Below are 18,433 nucleotides of genomic sequence, written 5' to 3' on the forward strand. Positions count from 1 at the left end.
GGCGGACTAAAACCCGACCTGCCGCCGGTCACTCGCTACCCTGAATGCTGGCTCCGAACCAGCTCGAATCCTGCCCCGACTCCAAGTTCAACCCCGAACCCAACCCCGCCTCGGCACCGCTTCTGTACTGCCGACCCCGTAGTCAGCGCGCACATATCAAAAAATTTGCATGCTTTAGACGTATATGACGATAAAATAGTTTCGTGGCTCAAAATAAGATTATTCTGTATTACCAGTTCGCCCCCATCGCCGACCCGCAGGCGGTCATGCTCTGGCAGCGTGCCCTCTGCGAGAAGCTCGGCCTGCGCGGGCGCATCCTCATTTCCAAGCACGGCATTAACGGCACCCTCGGCGGCGAAATCAACGCGGTCAAGGCGTACACCAAGGAAACCCGCAAGTACCCCGGCTTCAAGAACATGGAGTTCAAGTGGTCCGAGGGTGGCGCGGAGGACTTCCCCCGCCTGTCCGTGAAGGCACGCGACGAGATTGTGGCTTTCGGCGCTCCCGACGAGCTGCAGGTGGACGAGAACGGCGTCGTTGGCGGCGGCGTGCACCTGAAGCCTGAAGAGGTCAACAAGCTTGTGGAAGAGCGCGGCGACGAAGTGGTCTTCTTCGACGGCCGTAACGCGTTCGAGGCGAAGATCGGCAAGTTCAAGAACGCTATCGTTCCCGACGTGCGCACCACCCACGACTTCATCCGCGAGATCGAGTCCGGCAAGTACGACCACATTAAGGACAAACCGGTCGTCACCTACTGCACCGGCGGTATTCGCTGCGAGATTCTCTCCGCGCTCATGAAGAACCGCGGCTTCATGGAAATCTACCAGATCGACGGCGGCATCGTGCGTTACGGCGAGAAGTACGGCGATAAGGAACTGTGGGAAGGCTCGCTCTACGTCTTCGACAAGCGCATGCACATGGAATTCACCCCGGACACCGTCACCATCGGCAAGTGCGAACAGTGCGGCGCCCCCTCGAACAAGTTCGAGAACTGCTCCAACGATTCCTGCCGCGAGCTGGTTCTGCTCTGCCCCGAGTGCGCAGCTGATGACGCGAAGCGCCACTGCGTGCCCGAGTGCTCGGTGGACCGCGAAGCAGCTGAGGCGAACGCCTAATGGCAGCCGCTAAGGGCGGCGCGGTTCAGATTTCTGAACCTCGCATTGAGGAACACCCGGCGATGGTCGTTGCCGGCGTTTCGCAGGTGTTCCCCCTGGACGGCGACTTCTCCTCGCTGTGGGATGAGCTGAATCAGAAGGCGTCCCCGGCGATGCTGGATGTTCTGAACGTGACCCAGTACCTGGGCGTGTGCACTCAGCCGAACCCGAAGGGCCAGGTCCGCTACACGGCGGGTTTCCTGGTGTCGGAGCCGGCGAGCGCGGCGAAGCTTGGTCTGGGCGTGCTGGAGTTGCCTGCGAGCACCTATGCGGTGGTTGAGGTGACCGGCCCGATTTCGGAGTCCATTCCGGCTGGCTTTGCGAGCTTCGAGGAGGCGTTCTTCGCGAAGAATCCGCAGTACCGCCCGGTGGGTGGCCTTGAGGTGTACGGTCGCGGCGATATGCAGGCGGCTGATTACCGTATGGAGCTGTGGGTTCCGCTGGTGAAGCGTTCCTAGGGCAGTTTGTTTCTGCCGTTGTAGTTGCAGTTTTAGCTGTTGAATAGAAGGGCCCGGTGGTGCGATGCGTTCGTTCCGCCGGGCTTTTTTGTGCCCTTTTCGGCTGTATTTTGCGCCAGCATTTTGTGGCGGTATGTGTGCCTCGTGCGGGTGAGGCGTGCGGGCGGGTGAGGCGTGCAGGTGGTGTGTGCAGCGAAAGTTGGGGAGGGATGCTCTGTGCGTAATACCCTGAAACAAAATACTTGACATGTAAAGTAATTGGGTTTAGATTTAAAACACTAGCCCGGCACTACAAGAGCCCGAGCGCAACCCGCAAAGGAAAAACCATGAGCACCAACCTGAACAGCACCCCGCAGCTTGACGAGTCTATCCGCATCAGCCACCTCGAGCCCATGCGCGGCGACGAGAAGAAGCTCGGCTTCCTCTCCTTCGGCCACTGGGCTGAGGTCCCCGGCTCCCGCGTGCCCTCCGCTGCAGAATCTCTACATCAGGCAATCGACCTTGCCGTAGGTGCCGAAGACATCGGGCTGGACGGCGCGTTCTTCCGCGTACACCACTTTGACCAGCAGCAGGCGACCCCCTACCCGCTACTCTCCGCAATCGCCGCCAAGACTGAGCGCATTGAGCTTGGCACCGGTGTGATCGATATGCGCTACGAAAACCCTCTCTACATGGCAGAACTTGCCGCCATGGCTGACCTCATTGCGGCGGGTCGACTGCAGCTCGGCGTCTCCCGCGGCTCGCCCGAATCCGTGATTCGCGGCTTCGAAAGCTTCGGCTACTACCCGGCAGAGGGCGAAGACGAGGGTGACATGGCGCGCCGCCACCTCGACATTTTCCTCAAGGCAATTGAGGGTGAGGGCATGGCGCCCAGCGCTCGCGTTCCCGGCAAGTACGCACCCGTCCAGCCGCAGTCGCCGGGCCTGCGCGACCGCATCTGGTGGGGCGCGGGTACCGATAGCACCGCCGTGTGGACCGCGCAGAAGGGCCTGAACCTCATGTCTTCGACCCTGATGCTTGAAGATAAGGGTATTCCCTTCGACCAGCAGCAGGCGCAGCAGATTCGCCTCTTCCGTTCCGAGTGGGTGAAGGCGGGTCACTCCGGTGTTCCGCGCGTTTCGGTCTCCCGCTCGGTGCTGCCCATTATCGACGAAACCTCGGCACGCTACTTCGGTCGCCGTGCCGCGGAGGATTCGCAGGACTACACCGGCATTATCGACAACGCCTTCTCGCGTTTCGGCCGTAGCTACATTGGCGACCCGGCGGATATTGCTGAAGAGCTTGCCCGTGACGAGGCGGTTCAGGCGGCAGACACCGTGCTGCTGACGATCCCGAACCAGCTGGGTGTGGACTTCAATCTGAAGATGCTCGACGCAATCGTGAAGGAGATCAAGCCCGCGCTGACCACTAAGTAAAGCCCCTGAGGTGAAGATTCCGCAGAACCTTCTGCGCTAGCAGAGTTTCGCGCCAGCGTGCCGCCGTCGCTTCCGTGATGGGCGGTGGTCGCTGATGAGCGCGAACTCTGCCGCCTCCCGAGGGCAAGGGCGCGGAGCACGTGCGGCAGTCCGCGCAAGTGGACAATTGGTCAGTTATCACTGTATAGTCATCGTATGCTGACTATTGCTTCACACCTCGACGTTATGAACCGGCTCGGCCGCGCCATGGCCGACCCGACACGTTCCCGGATTCTGATGACCCTCCTCAGCGGCCCGAGCTATCCAGCCGTGCTCTCGCGCGAGCTGGAACTGACCCGCTCGAACGTGTCCAACCACCTGACCTGCCTGCGCGATTGCGGAATCGTCGTCGCCGAGCCCGAGGGCCGCCAGACGCGCTACGAGATCGCCGACCCGCACCTCGCCGCGGCACTGACGTCCCTGATTGACGTCACGCTCGCGGTGGACGAGGCCGCGCCGTGCATCGACTCGGAATGCTCGGTGTCGGGCTGCTGTGGAACGGCGGCGGGAGCATGAGCGAGACCCTGACCACCGCGCGCCGCGCGATGCTGCACCGGCGCGTCCGCTTCATCGTTGGCTTCACGATCACGTACAACGTAATCGAGGCAATCGTCGCAGTCTGGGCAGGCGTCCTCGCCTCGTCCGCGGCGCTCATTGGCTTCGGGCTCGACTCGGTTGTCGAGGTACTCTCGGCCGCGGCTATCACCTGGCAGTTCACCCGCAAGGACCCTGAGCGGTGGGAAACGGTCACCGTCAAGGCCATCGGCATCGCGTTCTTCGCGCTGGCGGCCTACGTCTCGATCGACGCGGTGCTGGCCCTGGTCGGCCAGGAGGGCCCCGACCGCAGCCCGCTGGGTCTCGGTATCACCGCGCTGAGCCTGGTCGTCATGCCTCTGCTGGCGTGGATTGAGGTCCGCACCGGGCGGGAGCTGGGCTCCAAGAGCGTGATGGCCGACGCCAAGCAGCTCATCCTGTGTATCTACCTCTCCGGTGCAGTGTTCATCGGCCTCGTCCTCGACAGCCTGTTCGGCTGGTGGTGGGCTGACTCGGTCGCGGCGCTGGTCGTGGCGGTGCTCGCGGTGCGCGAAGGCCTGGAGGCCTGGCGCGGCGACGTCGAGTCGCCGTTCGAAGTGCTAGAGGACCTTGAAGACGAGGACGACTAACCCGTCACCCGACGATGAAGAGCCAGTGCTGCAACCCAGACATGCGCTACGAAAACCCGCTCTACATGGCTGAACTTGCCGTCATGGCCGATCTCATTGCGGCGGGTCGACTGCAGCTGGGCGTGGACTTCAACCTGAAGATGCTGGAGGCAATCGTGAAGGAAATTAAGCCCGCGCTGGCCACCAAGTAAAAGTCCTGAGGTGAAGGTCCTTGGGCAAAGGTCCTTGGGTAAAGACCCCGTGCCAAGCTGTTTCCAGCGCTCTGTAATGCGCTGAGATGTTTGTCCCCATACAGCTTGAGCCACACATACAGCGATGCCCCGGCAGGCACCCGCAAGGGTTCCGCCGGGGCATTACTATGCTCACGTTCTTAGAAATCCTTCTGTCTAAAAGTCTTTCGTCTTTTCCCAAGGCTCAATAGCCCCCGGAACCACCTCAAACAGCGGATGCGCACACGCCGCCAGCTCGCCGCGCGCCGCCAGGCGCTCGCTCAACCGATGCTCCCACTCGGGGTCGCGCCCAGCCACCTTGTGCTGTAGGAAAGCAAGCTCGTACTCCAACTGACCCAAAGAAACGGGAATACGCGCGACCGAAGCGTACGGGTTTTCTGCCTTGTCAGCGCAGTTTTTATCGGTACCGTTTTTGCCTGCGCTATTTTCGTTTGTGCTATCTTTGCCCGCATCGTCTTCGCCCGCGCCAATCAGTGCGCGGTTGAACGAGTAGCCGCGGGCATCCGCCTCATCCGCCAGCCCGGACAGGTAAGCGGCAACCGCCTCCAGCGGCTGCGGGTGCGCGCGAAAACGAATCAGCTGCGGATGGTTCGTGTACCCGCGAGTCAGGCCCCGCAGAACCTTCTGCGCCAGCAGAGTTTCACACCAGCAGGCGACCAGGGCGCGCCGATCGAGCAGACAGGGGTGAAGAGACCAAATACGCACGCCTAGCCCTGCGCTTCTGCAGTGCTCTCGTCAGCCGATGCTGCGCCCGCGTGCTCGTCGCTAAAGTGCAGGAAGCTCTTGAGCACCAGCTCGCGCACCGCGTGCAGCAGGGTGTCGCGCGGATGCTGCTCCTGCGTACCGCGTGCGGCGGCGGCAGCCTCGTCGTATTCGGGCCAGGACAGTAGCATGGCAAGAGCCGCCACAATCTGACCCACGGCAAGCTCACCATCGCTCGCCGACGCAAAACCAGCGGTCTCGGTGGAGAGCAGCTGGGTGCGGCACAGACCCGAACCGGCACGCAGCAAAATGACGCTGGGATGCTCGGCGCCGGGGCGGCCGTGGCGTTCCTCGGTGACGTCCTCGGCGACCTCCAGGTGTGCGGTAAGGAGCGCCTCATCGTCCATGGCGGCGAGGCGGTCGTAGCGGCGCACGGACTCGGTGAGGGCGCGGGCGATGGGCTGCTGAATCGGGTAGGTAATCTCCTCGAAACGCTGTAGGGGCTCGGTCACCCCTGCCGCGGTTGCCTCGGTCGGGCGGCGCAGCCAAATCATGCCGAAACCAATAGAATGAACGTTCCGGGAAGCGAAGTCGTTCAGGTACGCCACGTAGGTCTGCTCGTAGTGGCTGCGGTCGCGGTTCTCGCTCGCATCCTTCAACCAGGTCTCCGCGTAGGAGGCGGGGGTCAGCGCCTCACGCTGAATAAACCACGCCTCCGCGCCGCCGTCGGCAACCCAGGCGCGCGGACGCTCATCCCACGGGCGCGGTGCGTCCGGGTCCGCCGAATCGCGAATAATTTCCCAGTTGCCCAGCATCTGCGCGCGGCCACCGGGCACCAGCACCGACGGCAGCTGACGCACCATCGTGCTCACAATTTCGTCACCGGGCAGGCCGCCGTCACGGTAGGTGAACTGCTCTTCGGCGCTCTCACCGGCAACGCGCGGGGTAATCACGAACGGCGGGTTCGATACCACCAGGTCGAAAAGCTCACCGGCGACCGGCTCCAGCAGGGAACCCTCACGCAGGCTTACTCGCGCCTGCGGGTTCTGCGGATCAATATTGAGTGCCTGCGCGTTCAGCAGTAGGTTAAAATGGGTGAACGCCAGGGCGCGCTCCGAAATATCGGTGGCGGTCACGTGCTCGGCGTGGGCAAGCAGGTGGAAGGTCTGAATACCGCAGCCGGTGCCCACATCCAGGGCACGCTTGACGGGGGTGCGCTCGGTAATCTGCGCCAAAGTCAGGGAGGCGTGACCAATGCCGAGCACGTGATCCTTACGGAGCACGCCGGGGCGCTGATGCGCACCCAGGTCGGCGGCAACAAAGATTTCGGTGCCGTCATCGGCGGCGTGCGGGCGCAAATCAACGCTGGCGGTCCAGCGGGTAGAATCCGCAGCGTCGCGCTCAATCAGCGCGGCATTCTCGAAGTCAACCAGGGCATCGCCGAAAACCTCGGTTGCCTCCGCTTCGGTGAGCGGGCGAGCCAGCAGGAAAAACGCCAGCAGACGCGCCAGGTTCTTCTCACCCGCACTGTAATCGCCGCGCAGAATATGCTCCACACGCCACAAGCCCGGAACCACCTGGTCGCGAGCCATCGCCTCAGCCGCCTCAACACCCAGCAGCTCCTGCACAGCGTCATAGCTGTAGTTCAACGCCAACAGGCGTTCACGGATGCGGGTCAGGCGGGCGTAATCATCGCTGCGGGGAGCATCCGCAACGGCGGCGTACTCGGGAGCAAAAGAGGCGGCAGAAATAGTCATGCACACCATTCTACGCACCCGCCGCATATGCCCGGGCGCGCCCACCGCGTATAGGCGGCAGCGCAATGACACGGCCCCGACCCACCCACTGACCAAAACCGTCATCTGCGCAAGAGCGCCCACCCCATCGCATACACTGAAACCATGAGTAACCTGTACCCCGATGAAAGTATCAGCGTCGACAAGTGCTGGGAGCGTCTGCACGCAAACACTCTCGGCCGCCTCATCCTCACTGACGGACAGCACGTTGATGTGCTGCCCGTGCTCTACGCCGTCGCCAGCCAAGACGACAAGCAGGAAATCTACATCCGCACCACCCGCGGCAACAAGTTCTCCTCCGTGGTGGTCAGCCGCCGCGTCGCTTTCGAAATCGACGAAACCCTCGAAGACGGCATCCGCTCCGTCATCGTGGTCGGTATCGCCCACTGGCTACCGCCGGAAATGACCCCGCAGATTGTGCGCACCTTCGACCTGCCCGACTCCGAAACCCACGAAATGCAGTGGGTGCGCATTGCGCCGCAGACCGTGTACGGCCGCGAATACCCGCTGTTGCCCGCATACCTGGACGGCACCCACCCCGACTCTGATACCCTCACCAGCTAGAAACGCAGGTGAGCGGGTGCGGTGCGCCCCAGCAACCGCCCCCATGTATCCCGTGCACACACCACCGCTCCGGTACCGTATGATGTACCGAGTACCCTGCGCACTCGTGCAAGCTCAACACGCCCGGTCCTCATCAACTAGAACCGTGCCAGCTCGCCCAGTGCCGGGTCACCGCGCGCTCGCCGCATGAAACGCACCGAGCGCACCACATCAACCCAACATAAACTACACCCCCACCGATCACCTCACCCCACGTACACCACACCCTGTCGGCGCCCACAAGCGCCAGCGTAGGTTATGGTTGAATACGTAGCTTTTCAACACACAGATAGAGGAGTGCCGTGCCCGCTCAGGCAAAGACCGGAAAAGCCCTGCTGATTGTGGAGTCTCCCTCCAAGGTCAAAACCATTAGCAGCTACCTCGGCGAGGACTACCTCGTCGACTCGTCCATGGGCCATATCCGCGACCTTCCGCAGCCCTCCGAACTGCCCGAAAACCTCAAAAAGAGCCCCGTCGGCAAGTTCGCTGTCAACGTTGAAGAGAACTTCGAACCCTACTACGTGGTCAATCCCGACAAAAAGAAAAAGGTCGCCGAACTCAAGCGCAAGCTCAAAGAAGTAGACGCGCTCTACCTGGCAACCGATGGTGACCGCGAAGGTGAAGCCATCGCATGGCACCTGAAGGAAGTCCTCAAGCCCAAGGTACCCGTCTACCGCATGACCTTCCCCGAAATCACCCGGGAAGCCATTCAGCGTGCCTTCGGCGAACTGCGCGATATCGACCTGCACCTGGTCGACGCGCAGGAAACCCGCCGCATCCTCGACCGCATCTACGGTTACGAAATTTCCCCCGTACTCTGGCGCAAGGTCGGCCGCGGCCTCTCCGCAGGTCGCGTGCAGTCCGTCGCAACCCGCCTCGTCGTTGAACGCGAACGCGAACGCATGGCATTCGTCGCCGCCAACTACTGGGACCTGACCGGACGCTTCCTGACCGCAGCCTCCGAAGGCTTCGACGCCAAGCTGGTCGCCGTAGACGGTAACCGCATCGCCACCGGCAAGGACTTCGCCGACAACGGCACCCTCAACACCTCCAAGGTCACCCACCTGAATGAGGAAGCCGCCCGCGCGCTCGCCGCAGCCCTGCAGTCCGCCGCGTTCTCCGTACGCTCCGTTGAGACCAAGCCGTACAAGCGCCGCCCGGCAGCGCCGTTCACCACTTCCACCCTGCAGCAGGAAGCCGCACGTAAGCTGCGTTTCTCCTCCCGCGTGACCATGCAGGTGGCGCAGCGCCTCTACGAAAACGGTTACATCACCTACATGCGTACCGACTCGGTGGCACTGAGCGAGCAGGCAATCTCCGCCGCACGTCGCCAGGCATCCGAGCTGTACGGCGCAGAATTCGTGCCCTCCGCACCGCGCGTGTACACCTCCAAGAGCAAGAACGCACAGGAAGCCCACGAAGCAATCCGCCCCGCCGGTGACACCTTCCGCACTCCGGATGCTGTACGCGGCTCCCTGTCCAATGACGAGTTCCGCCTCTACGAACTGATCTGGAAGCGTACCGTCGCCTCCCAGATGGCTGACGCGACCGGTTCCACCGCCTCCGTGCGCCTGGGCGCCGTGGCATCTAACGGCCAGGACGCCGAGTTCGCAGCATCCGGTACCGTCATCACCTTCCGCGGCTTCCTCGCCGCCTACGAGGAGGGCGTTGACGCATCCCGCGTGGCTGAGCGTGAGGCGAAGGACGCTGAGAAGCGCCTGCCGAACCTGACCACCGGCGAGGCACTGACCGCCGAGGCGATTGAACCCGCCGGCCACGAGACCCTGCCGCCCCCGCGCTACACCGAGGCATCCCTGGTGAAGACCCTGGACGAGCTGGGCATTGGCCGCCCGTCCACCTACGCGGCGGTTATTTCGACCATCATGGACCGCGGATACGTGAACGTTCGTTCTGGTTCGCTGATCCCGTCCTGGATCGCGTTCTCCGTGGTGCGCCTGCTCGAATCCAGCTTCGGCCCCTACGTGAACTACGAGTTCACCGCGCAGATGGAAGAAGACCTCGACCGCATCGCACGCGGCGAAGAATCCCGCGTCGAATGGCTGGGCGAGTTCTACTTCGGCGGCGGCTCCAAGCGCGGTCTGAAGCCCATCGTGGACAACCTCGGCGAGATTGACGCCCGCAGCATCAACTCCATCCCGATTGCGGACGGCATTGTGCTGCGCGTGGGCAAGTTCGGCCCCTACCTGGAAGCCGAAGGCACCCTCGACACCGAGACCGGCGAACTGACCGAACCGATTCGCGCGAACGTACCCGCCGACCTGGCACCGGACGAACTGACCGAAGAGAAGGCACGCGAACTGCTCGAACAGGGCAAGTCCGACGGCCGTGTGCTCGGCGTGGACCCGGTCTCCGGCAACCAGATCGTGGCACGCGACGGCCGCTACGGCCCCTACGTCACCGAAGTCATCGAAGAGATGACCGAGGAGCAGATTCAGGCGTACCTGGACGCGCAGCCGACCGAATACTACAAGAACGGCAAGCCCAAGCCGAAGAAGAAGCCGAAGCCCGCCAAGCCGCGCACCGCGTCCCTGTTCAAGTCCATGGACCTGGCGACCGTGACCCTTGAGCAGGCACTGCAGCTGATGAGCCTGCCGCGCGTGCTCGGTACCGACGCTGAGGGCGTGGAAATCACCGTGCAGAACGGCCGCTTTGGCCCGTACCTGAAGAAGGGCACGGACTCCCGCTCGATTGGCAGCGAGGACGAAATCTTCACGATTACGCTGGAGCAGACCCTGGAGATTTACTCCCAGCCGAAGCAGCGCGGTCGTGCGGCGGCTAAGCCTCCGCTGGCTGAGCTGGGTGTGGACCCGGTCAGCGAGAAGAAGATTGTGGTGAAGGACGGCCGCTTTGGCCCGTACATCACCGACGGTATTACGAACATTACGGTTCCGCGTGCGGAGTCGGTCGAGTCGCTGACCCACGAGCGTGCGGTGCAGCTGCTTGCTGACAAGCGTGCGAAGGGCCCGGTCAAGCGTAAGACCGCCGCGAAGAAGACCACCACGGCTAAGAAGACTACTGCTAAGAAGACGACCGCAAAGTCTACTACCGCGAAGAAGACGACCACTCGTAAGACCGCGGCGAAGAAGACCGCCGAGTAGCTCTTCTACCTGAAGGCGCAGGATGCGTCCCGAACCCCTTAGCGGGGTGGGGCGCCTCCTGCGCCTTTTGCGCGCTCGGGCTTTTGCGTGTCCGGGGAACGTTTGTGCCCGCGCTACGTTTTTATACCCTCGCTGTGCTGATGCTGGGCATCCGCCCGGATTGTTTGCGGAGTGAGCCGCGCCTCTGACAGACTGGAAGAGGCGCCGCACCTGCGGTACCGCACACAGACAATATCCCGCCGCGGGGCGGGGGAGGGGAGCGCATCGTGCGCCTGGGAGTTCTGGATGTCGGGTCGAATACGGTCCACCTGCTACTGATTGACGGCAGCCCTGGAGCGCGCCCCGAACCGTACGCGTCCCATAAAATTCCGCTGCAGCTCGTGCAGTACCTCGACGCTGAGGGCAACATTTCGCAGGAGGGCGCGGACGCACTGACCCGCTTCGTGACTAGCGCCCGCGACTTCGCGATCGAGAATGAGGCGGAGGACCTGCTGGCGTTCTCCACGAGTGCTATCCGTGAGGCGGGTAATGGTGCGGCGGTGCTGCATCAGGTGCGTGAGCAGACCGGCGTGGGCCTGAACGGTATTTCGGGTGATCAGGAGGCGGCGATTACGTACTTTGCGGTGCGCCGCTGGCAGGGTTGGGGCGCGGGCCGCATCCTTGATTTTGATATTGGTGGCGGCTCGTTTGAGTTTTCGACGGGTACGAATGCGTTGCCGGATGCGGCGATGAGCGTGCCGTTGGGTGCGGGCCGTTTGACGCGTGAGTTTTTTGATGAGCAGCCGCCGAAGCCGAAGCAGGTGAAGCGTCTGCGTAAGTATGTGCGTGAGCAGATCGCCCCGGTGGCGGAGAATCTGTTGCGTTATGGTGCGCCTGATATGACGGTGGGTACGTCGAAGACGTTCCGTTCGTTGGCGCGTATTTGTGGTGCGGCGCCGTATTCGGCGGGCCCGCATGTGAAGCGTGAGATGCATTTGCAGGATTTGCGCCTGTGGACTCGTCGCATGGAGGCGATGACGGTGTCTGAGCGTAGCGATTTGCCGGGTGTTTCGAAGGCGCGTGCGGAGCAGATGCTGGCGGGCGCTATCGCTGCGGAGGCGGCGATGGAGGCGTTTGGGGTTGAGACGATGCGCGTGTGCCCGTGGGCGCTGCGTGAGGGCCTGATCTTGAAGCGTATTGAGCACCTGGCGGAGGGTACGGGTACTCCGGTCAACCCGAAGACCCTCCTGGGTGAGTAGAACATGATGATGAACCCTGCAGGCAGGTGCGTAATGGGCACCGGCCTGCGGGGTCACCGCATATAACGTGTATATCCCGCCGACAAAGATGTAGGAAAGGAACAATCACCGATGAAAATCCAAGAAGTTATTGACGAGGTCAATGAGGCCTGGGGCGAAGAGCATGAAGAAAAACGGAGAAAAATATTTAGAAAATATATTATTAATGCCCCTTTTAATCTTTTTGGTATCGTAACTATAGCTTATTTCTTTGTAATATTTCCAGCAATTTTGGCATTTATTTCCAATCCTGAAAAAACAGGTAGTTCAATTAGTTTGATATTTCAGGTTGTATTTAATGTTCCGTATTATATCTTTGATATACGGATTGGAATTCTTGCTTCCTTGGCTAGTCTTCTTTTGAGTCTATATGTTAGTGTAGGTAAATTTGCAGATGGGGTAGAGGGCCCTTTGGGTGACGCTCGCCGTGCAGCCTATCGAAAATTTGCTAAATGTGTTAGTTACATTGTTTCTATGGTGTTTATTATAAATTTTTGGTATGCTGCTTTTGCGGGATACCTTCAGGGTACATCGTATGCTCCTGAGTTTTTTGGACCATGGCGTGTAGGTCCTGGGTGGGGTACTTATTTCGTTCCTGTTGAAATTGATCTTTCAAGGTATGGAGATATTCCTCAGTGGCTCATTGTATTTTTTGCTTGGTTTACACTATCTTCTGGATTGATGTTAACTTACAGTGAAAAGGATATTCTGATTGAAAATGTATCTAGACTGAAAAAATTTAATAATATATATAAAAAGATCAACAAATCTCATGTCGATGAGTATTTCGTGGTGGACTCTTTGCTTGCAGAGCCAAAGATTGAATCGAATGATTCTGATGCTACAGATAGACATATTGATTTAGGCTGTAAATATGGCGACCGTTTTGTATCTGAGATTAGCCATATTGGATTTAGTTTCAAAGTAAAAACAAATCTATACCTCAGGGGTCTTGGTGAACTGCTTAGAAGTCCTGGGCTGAGTTTCTTGTGTATCATTTGCTTATTATTCAGCCCGTTATCAGTTTTTCTTGTCACTGGGTCATTTGAATTTGCTAGCTCGGTTTTTGGTGTTATTCTGGGTATTTTTCTAGTTGAGTTGCTTATTAGGATTTTTGAAAGCGGGCATTTATATAAGGGACTGTATATTACGGAAACGTCAGATTTGAGTTGGTGGCATAGGATTTTTATTTGGGTCAGGTACTTTTGGGTTGACTTAGTTGGAAAGCTGCTATATAGAACTACGTATATTCTATTTATTTTTCTGATATTGGCCTATTTGTACAAGTTATATTTGGAATCTGCTGATAAATCAGTGAAGTCTAGCCTAGTAGCTCTCATGGTCATATTTATAATCTCAATATTTAGTGCTTACTTGGTAATGAAATTATGGCAGTATGATATAAAGTGCATTTTTGACAAAGAACTTAAATTGTACTCTGATAAGTTTATACCCTGCTATATTGAAGACTCTAAAGCTGGTAAACCTCTGGATTATTTAGCTATAGCTTATATTTATATGTCAGTGCGGAAAATTAGTGATTACTATGCAGTATATAAATCTGAATTGGGGGAAGATAGCTTATCTTCCGCTTGCAATAGGAAAAAACTTTATCGGTATTCGAGGGCATCTAATTCTAGGCCTTCAAAATCTCTCCGCCACATGTGGCCTTAAATATTTTTGGGTTTACAGATGGGCAGGAATTTATGTAGTAATGAAAATATTTTTTATGGGTAGGGCTTCGGTAAATTTAATAAGGAGGCTATGAGAAGTGTGAAATTTTCGCTAGGTAATTAATCGACAATACGAAGAAAGGAACAATCACTGATGATAAACCAACTACTGTTAGCGCAGGTGCTGGCTGAGGGATTCAGCTGGGATTATCTCTGGCATTGGACCCACGACCATGATCTTGGCAAAGTACTGATTTCCGCCGTCGCACCAATTGCAACGGCAGTTATCGCCGCTTTGAGTCTTATACTGACTGCTCGCAGGGAGACTAAGCAGATGGAACTCTCCAAACAAGGGATGCCACCTGAGTTAACTCGTTATAAGACCTGGCTCGAAGTGTCAGAGAAATATAAAGAGCTTGTCAAGTTTGGAAATGTAGATGCGCTTTCTGTAGCTTCTGAAGAATATAGGGAGATTGAAGCATCTCGAAAAGCTGCTCTTGAACGAGCTGTGTGGGAGCGAAAAGTTCTTAGTGTCTGTTCGGATACAAATGCCCAGAAAAAGATACTTAATCTTCCTGAGCGGTTTATTGTTGGCAAGTATCTGAGTCTCCCCGGATATTTCCCTAAATTTCAATCAGCGCGTAGTGTGGTAGTGGAGTTCATTCTACAGGGAATATTTTTCCTCCAGCTCTTGTCTAGTGTTTTTGCGCCTGTATATCGTGATGTGAATTCTATTTTTAATCTATCGACTATTATTGAAGTTATATTTGCTTTGTTTTTAATTGGTTTATTGCTCTATATCCCTAGCTCTCTTCGAAATTACGTTTGCTCTGAGAATCTTGCTGAGTATTCGTATCTTAAGGTTCTCCAGGGTTATCTGTCCAAGAAGGAGCTTAAAAACCTTCTAGTGATGGTAAATACCTATGGTAGAAATGCTGGAAGAGTGAGAGTTTCAATATGGGACAGAGATTATAGTGAGTATGTATGCCTCCCTGCTCATTGGAATATTAAATATGTCTCATTGTTGTTAAAGTCTTTGATAGCTGCTTCTCCGTATTGGGTGTTGTGTTTATTTTCTAGAATTATTCATGGAGAATGGGGCTATTACGGGAAATATAAGCCAGAGATATTTGGGGTTGACGAGAAAGAGGATTTGAAACAGGAGGCTATATAAGAAGTTTTAAAACTGTTTCTAGTATCGAAGAGAAAATAAGATTATCAAGATAGTTTCCTTATCGGGGGGTGCGGGAGTGTTTTTAAATCGTGTAGAATTTCGACCATAGGTTACCGTCTTCTGCCATGGTTTTTAGCTACGACCAAATACGCTAACCTATGGCACAACTTTCAGTGCAGCGCGATAAAACAAGAACGGCCCCGGACGCACACACATCCGGGGCAGACACCTCGTTTCTTAGGGGGATTTTATCGCCATCTTGATACAATTTCAGAGGAGGTAATTAGCAGACAGAAGGGCTGTAGCATATTAATATATGGCAGAACTTTTTTACACTAAAATTTAGTGGCACGACAAGAGAATTAATTTTACGAGAGACTATTGGAGGCATCGGTGGCTTTTCTGGGCTACAACAAAGACGAAAAGTTAGAATTTAACTATAAGAGGGCGTGCGGGCTGTGGCTAATTGTGGTAGCGGCAGTTATAGCAATAGCCACCATGACCGGAGGAAAACAAATAATAAATATGCAAGTATTCAGCATTGGCTACGTTATTAGCTTTTTCTCGATCAACATGAACAAGAAGGTGCTGAATAGACTAGCCGATGGCCCTTCGAGCGAATTTCAAAAGAAAGTATCTTCACGTGCCCTTATTCTATTATTTGTCTTAATGGTTTTGCTGGGCGGCCCATTCTTCGCAACTGAAAATTGGAGACTGATTTGGCTGGGAGCGCTGATGGCAACCGCGCTGCATTTCTTCCCATACTATTTTGTGCATGGAAAGTCAATGATATATCTGGGTCTTATATGTGCCATCAACGTGTTTGCGGGATATATTTTTACCAACATTCCGTTAGAAGTAATCGCATATATCGACGCGGCGATTAAGATCATCTTCGGAATCTATCTGCTATTCCTTTCAAAGCCGTCAAAGCAAATTTAAGGCAGTTCTTCGGCGCAACAAATCAGGGCGGCCCCGGACGCACACACGCATCCGGGGCCGCCCCTATTTCTGAAAGCTACTTCTTAGCACCAAACGCCCGCGTCCACGCCCAGCGGGTCAGCACCGCCGTGCCCACCGCAACCGCCATCGGCAGCCACGCACTCGCACCCTGACCCGTAAAACCAATCAACAATGTCAGCGCAGACAGCGGCGCATTCATCGAAATACCCAAAAACGCCGCCGTACCCGTCAACGCCGCCGCATACAACACCATCGACGCACCACCTGGCACCCCACCCAAAGCAGGGAACGCCCACAGTGCCAGCGCCGCCACACAAAACGCAGCCGCCGCACCCAACGCCAAACCCGGCGTCAACGTACCGCCATAAGAACCGAAACGCAGACTCAACACCACCACGGCAGCCTTCGCCACACACAACGCCAACACATACACTGCCGCCGCCGCAGTCAAACCGCCCGCCGCCGCATCCAACGACACATTAAACGTGTGCTGAGTCAGCAGACGACCATTACCCAGAATCTCCGGAAGCCACAGCGAAACCACCGCGACCAGCGCAAACGCCACAGGAATACGCCACAGAAGAGAACGATCCTTCGCCTTCAACTTCTCCGCACGCTGCGACAACGCCCTAAAACCCAACGCCAACGGAGTCAACACCACACCCGTCAGCGCCGCCACCGTCAGCGTCGTCGCATCCAACGGAAGCTGCGGCACCGGGTACGTCGGCTCATTGACGATCACCAGATTCGCCGTGACCGTAGCCGTCCACACCGTCACCGCACCCACATACAGCGACCGCAGGCTCAAACCAACAGCCATCGCCTCCACAAGGTGCACCACGCCACCAATCGGCACCTGATACACCGCCGCCAAACCAGACGCCGCACCCGCCGCCACCAGCAGACTACGCTCACGAACACCCAACAGCGCGGCACCGTCAGCGCCCACAAAACCAAGACGCTCCAGCAGATTCGAGGTACGGCCAGCCGCCAAAGCACCCAGCTCACGAGGCGCGACCTCCTTACCCACAGGAGAGCCCGCACCCACCGCAACAATCTGAATCACCGAATGCGAAATCTGCCGCCACAGCGACGGGGTGCGGTCCTCCTCGGTAGCACCGGCAATCTGCGACTTCACGCCGACCACACGCCGCCCACCGGACTGCAGGTAGTACCACACCAGCGCCACAAACGGGCCCAGCGCCGCCAAAACCAGGGCACGACGCGCCGGATCGGCGCCGTCAGTCACCATTGGGTGATGCCCCTCAGACTGACCGAAAGTTAGCTCCTGCATAAAGTCCAGAACATAATGCAGAGCAATCGCGCCCAAGCCGCTGAACACGCCCGTGACCAGCGCGGCAAGGGTCAGCCCCAGCAGGAGGCGAAACGAAAAAGAACGGAAACCCGCAGGATTCTGCGGGCTATTCGGGAAAGAATTCGAGGAAGAACCAGTATGAGAAGACATAGAAAAAGGGGTTTGTGTGTTGCGTGCTGTGTGGTGTTGGAGGCTTCATGCCCGGCACAAATTGCCACGGGCGAAGCTGTTTTCATTCTACGCCCGCAGAATTACGCCCTCCCCGGCATGCCAGAACGTGAGAAGCGGAGCCCTGCGCATTGGGTCACGAAGCATGAGGTGAAGCCGCCGCCCAGAAAACGCGGAAGAAACACGAGCCAGGTCACATGCCCGTAGCCGCACCCGCTATGCTGGAAGGGTACGCCTCCACGCGCCCGCCGCGCACCGAACAGTAGCCCCCGGAACACACCGGCGGCACGCCTGCCGGCACCCGGCGCAGGCACTCCATTAGGAAGGATCAACGATGACCGCAACTATTGCTTTTCTCGGCACCGGCTCCATGAACGGCTCCATCGCCGCGGGTCTGCTCGCCGCAGGCCACGACCCCGCCCACATCCGCGCCACCGTGCGTAGCGAAGAATCTCGTGCCGCCCTCGCCCAGCGCCTCGGCGACAAGGTCGAAATTATCACCACCGGCGGCGAAGCTGACGGCAACCACAAGGCAACCGCCCACGCAGACGTCGTGCTGCTCGGCGTGAAGCCCTACGGCATCGTTGAGCTTGCCCGCGATATCGCACCCGCCCTCGCACCGAACGCTGTTGTGGTGTCCGTTGCTGCTGGCGTGACCCTCGAAACCCTCGCTGAGTGCCTTCCCGCAGGTCAGCCCATTGTTCGCTGCATGCCGAACACCCCCTCCTCCGTGGGCAAGGGCGTGCTCGCCATCTCCACCACCGACACCGTGAAGGACGAGCAGAAGAAGCTCGTCGAAGAGGTCCTGGGCACCGTTGGTCTGGTTGTTGAGGTCCGCGAAGACCAGATGGATGCGGTCACCGCCGTCTCCGGTTCCGGCCCGGCATACGCGTTCCTGCTTGCGGAGGCAATGGCAGCCGCCGGTGAGAAGCTCGGCCTGGACGCAGACACCGCCCTCAAGCTTGCCAGCGCAACCGTCGCCGGTGCGGGCTTCCTGCTCGACACCAACCCGGATGCGCCCGCCCTGCGCCGCGCCGTGACCAGCCCGAACGGCACCACCGAGCGTGCACTGAACACTTTCGTGGACGGTGGCCTCTTCCAGCTGACCGAGGACGCGATGCGCGCCTGCGCGGCACGTTCGGCAGAAATGAGCCAGCTGTACACCGCTGATGAGGACTAATCAG

At 58.0% G+C, this 18,433-nt stretch carries 15 protein-coding genes and 1 pseudogene; 13 read left to right on the forward strand and 3 right to left on the reverse strand.

Going from position 1 to position 18,433, the window contains the following annotated elements; translation table 11 throughout:
- Nucleotides 1–203: 203 nt before the first annotated feature.
- The 6 genes and pseudogenes from HMPREF2845_RS01680 to HMPREF2845_RS09490 all read left to right on the forward strand — a co-directional run.
- Entirely contained in the window at nt 204–1,115 is a 912-nt protein-coding gene (locus HMPREF2845_RS01680; protein WP_070633729.1) for an oxygen-dependent tRNA uridine(34) hydroxylase TrhO, read from the forward strand.
- Entirely contained in the window at nt 1,115–1,612 is a 498-nt protein-coding gene (locus HMPREF2845_RS01685; protein WP_005504695.1) for a GyrI-like domain-containing protein, read from the forward strand. The genes HMPREF2845_RS01680 and HMPREF2845_RS01685 overlap by 1 nt, the downstream gene beginning before the upstream one ends.
- A gap of 326 nt (nt 1,613–1,938) precedes the next feature.
- Nucleotides 1,939–3,027 (forward strand): LLM class flavin-dependent oxidoreductase, encoded by a 1,089-nt coding sequence (locus tag HMPREF2845_RS01690; protein ID WP_005504696.1) that lies wholly within the window; start codon nt 1,939–1,941, stop codon nt 3,025–3,027.
- A 195-nt stretch (nt 3,028–3,222) separates the two neighbouring features.
- Nucleotides 3,223–3,582: a Cd(II)/Pb(II)-sensing metalloregulatory transcriptional regulator CmtR gene (locus tag HMPREF2845_RS01695; RefSeq protein WP_005504697.1), complete on the forward strand. Its 360-nt coding sequence runs from the start codon at nt 3,223–3,225 to the stop codon at nt 3,580–3,582.
- Nucleotides 3,579–4,229, forward strand: a complete 651-nt coding sequence (locus HMPREF2845_RS01700) for a cation diffusion facilitator family transporter (RefSeq protein ID WP_049347144.1) — start codon at nt 3,579–3,581, stop codon at nt 4,227–4,229. The genes HMPREF2845_RS01695 and HMPREF2845_RS01700 overlap by 4 nt, the downstream gene beginning before the upstream one ends.
- 38 nt (nt 4,230–4,267) lie before the next feature.
- Nucleotides 4,268–4,354 (forward strand): annotated as a pseudogene (locus HMPREF2845_RS09490) (luciferase); the annotation flags it as partial.
- Nucleotides 4,355–4,615: 261 nt separating this feature from the next.
- Here HMPREF2845_RS09490 and HMPREF2845_RS01710 read toward each other — a convergent pair.
- Both HMPREF2845_RS01710 and HMPREF2845_RS01715 read right to left on the reverse strand, forming a co-directional pair.
- Nucleotides 4,616–5,164, reverse strand: coding sequence for a pyrimidine dimer DNA glycosylase/endonuclease V (locus HMPREF2845_RS01710; RefSeq protein ID WP_070633730.1), 549 nt, complete (start codon nt 5,162–5,164; stop codon nt 4,616–4,618).
- Nucleotides 5,165–5,166: 2 nt separating this feature from the next.
- Nucleotides 5,167–6,918, reverse strand: coding sequence for a DUF7059 domain-containing protein (locus HMPREF2845_RS01715; RefSeq protein WP_246824584.1), 1,752 nt, complete (start codon nt 6,916–6,918; stop codon nt 5,167–5,169).
- Nucleotides 6,919–7,062: 144 nt separating this feature from the next.
- Between HMPREF2845_RS01715 and HMPREF2845_RS01720 the strand changes: the two genes are divergently transcribed.
- From HMPREF2845_RS01720 to HMPREF2845_RS09390, 6 genes are all read left to right on the forward strand, one after another.
- A complete protein-coding gene (locus HMPREF2845_RS01720) occupies nt 7,063–7,521 on the forward strand; it encodes a pyridoxamine 5'-phosphate oxidase family protein (RefSeq protein ID WP_044145909.1) in 459 nt (152 codons plus the stop codon).
- Between the two features lie 341 nt (nt 7,522–7,862).
- Nucleotides 7,863–10,679: a type I DNA topoisomerase gene (gene topA, locus HMPREF2845_RS01725; protein ID WP_070633732.1), complete on the forward strand. Its 2,817-nt coding sequence runs from the start codon at nt 7,863–7,865 to the stop codon at nt 10,677–10,679.
- Nucleotides 10,680–10,945: 266 nt separating this feature from the next.
- The gene (locus HMPREF2845_RS01730) at nt 10,946–11,917 is read left to right on the forward strand and encodes a Ppx/GppA family phosphatase (RefSeq protein ID WP_070633733.1); all 972 of its coding nucleotides are present in this window, start codon (nt 10,946–10,948) and stop codon (nt 11,915–11,917) included.
- A gap of 111 nt (nt 11,918–12,028) precedes the next feature.
- Nucleotides 12,029–13,630, forward strand: a complete 1,602-nt coding sequence (locus tag HMPREF2845_RS01735) for a hypothetical protein (RefSeq protein WP_070633734.1) — start codon at nt 12,029–12,031, stop codon at nt 13,628–13,630.
- 153 nt (nt 13,631–13,783) lie between these two features.
- Nucleotides 13,784–14,803, forward strand: a complete 1,020-nt coding sequence (locus tag HMPREF2845_RS01740; protein WP_070633735.1) for a hypothetical protein — start codon at nt 13,784–13,786, stop codon at nt 14,801–14,803.
- A 393-nt stretch (nt 14,804–15,196) separates the two neighbouring features.
- Nucleotides 15,197–15,745, forward strand: coding sequence for a DUF6609 family protein (locus HMPREF2845_RS09390; protein WP_070633736.1), 549 nt, complete (start codon nt 15,197–15,199; stop codon nt 15,743–15,745).
- A gap of 76 nt (nt 15,746–15,821) precedes the next feature.
- Here HMPREF2845_RS09390 and HMPREF2845_RS01750 read toward each other — a convergent pair whose 3' ends face one another.
- Nucleotides 15,822–17,231: a chloride channel protein gene (locus tag HMPREF2845_RS01750; protein WP_070633737.1), complete on the reverse strand. Its 1,410-nt coding sequence runs from the start codon at nt 17,229–17,231 to the stop codon at nt 15,822–15,824.
- 352 nt (nt 17,232–17,583) lie between these two features.
- Between HMPREF2845_RS01750 and proC the strand changes: the two genes are divergently transcribed.
- Complete coding sequence (proC, locus tag HMPREF2845_RS01755; protein ID WP_049327496.1) at nt 17,584–18,429, forward strand: pyrroline-5-carboxylate reductase; 846 nt, start codon at nt 17,584–17,586, stop codon at nt 18,427–18,429.
- The last annotated feature ends 4 nt before the right edge of the window (nt 18,430–18,433 follow it).

This window comes from Rothia sp. HMSC065B04, from assembly GCF_001812285.1.
GTDB classification, from domain to species: Bacteria; Actinomycetota; Actinomycetes; order Actinomycetales; family Micrococcaceae; genus Rothia; species Rothia mucilaginosa.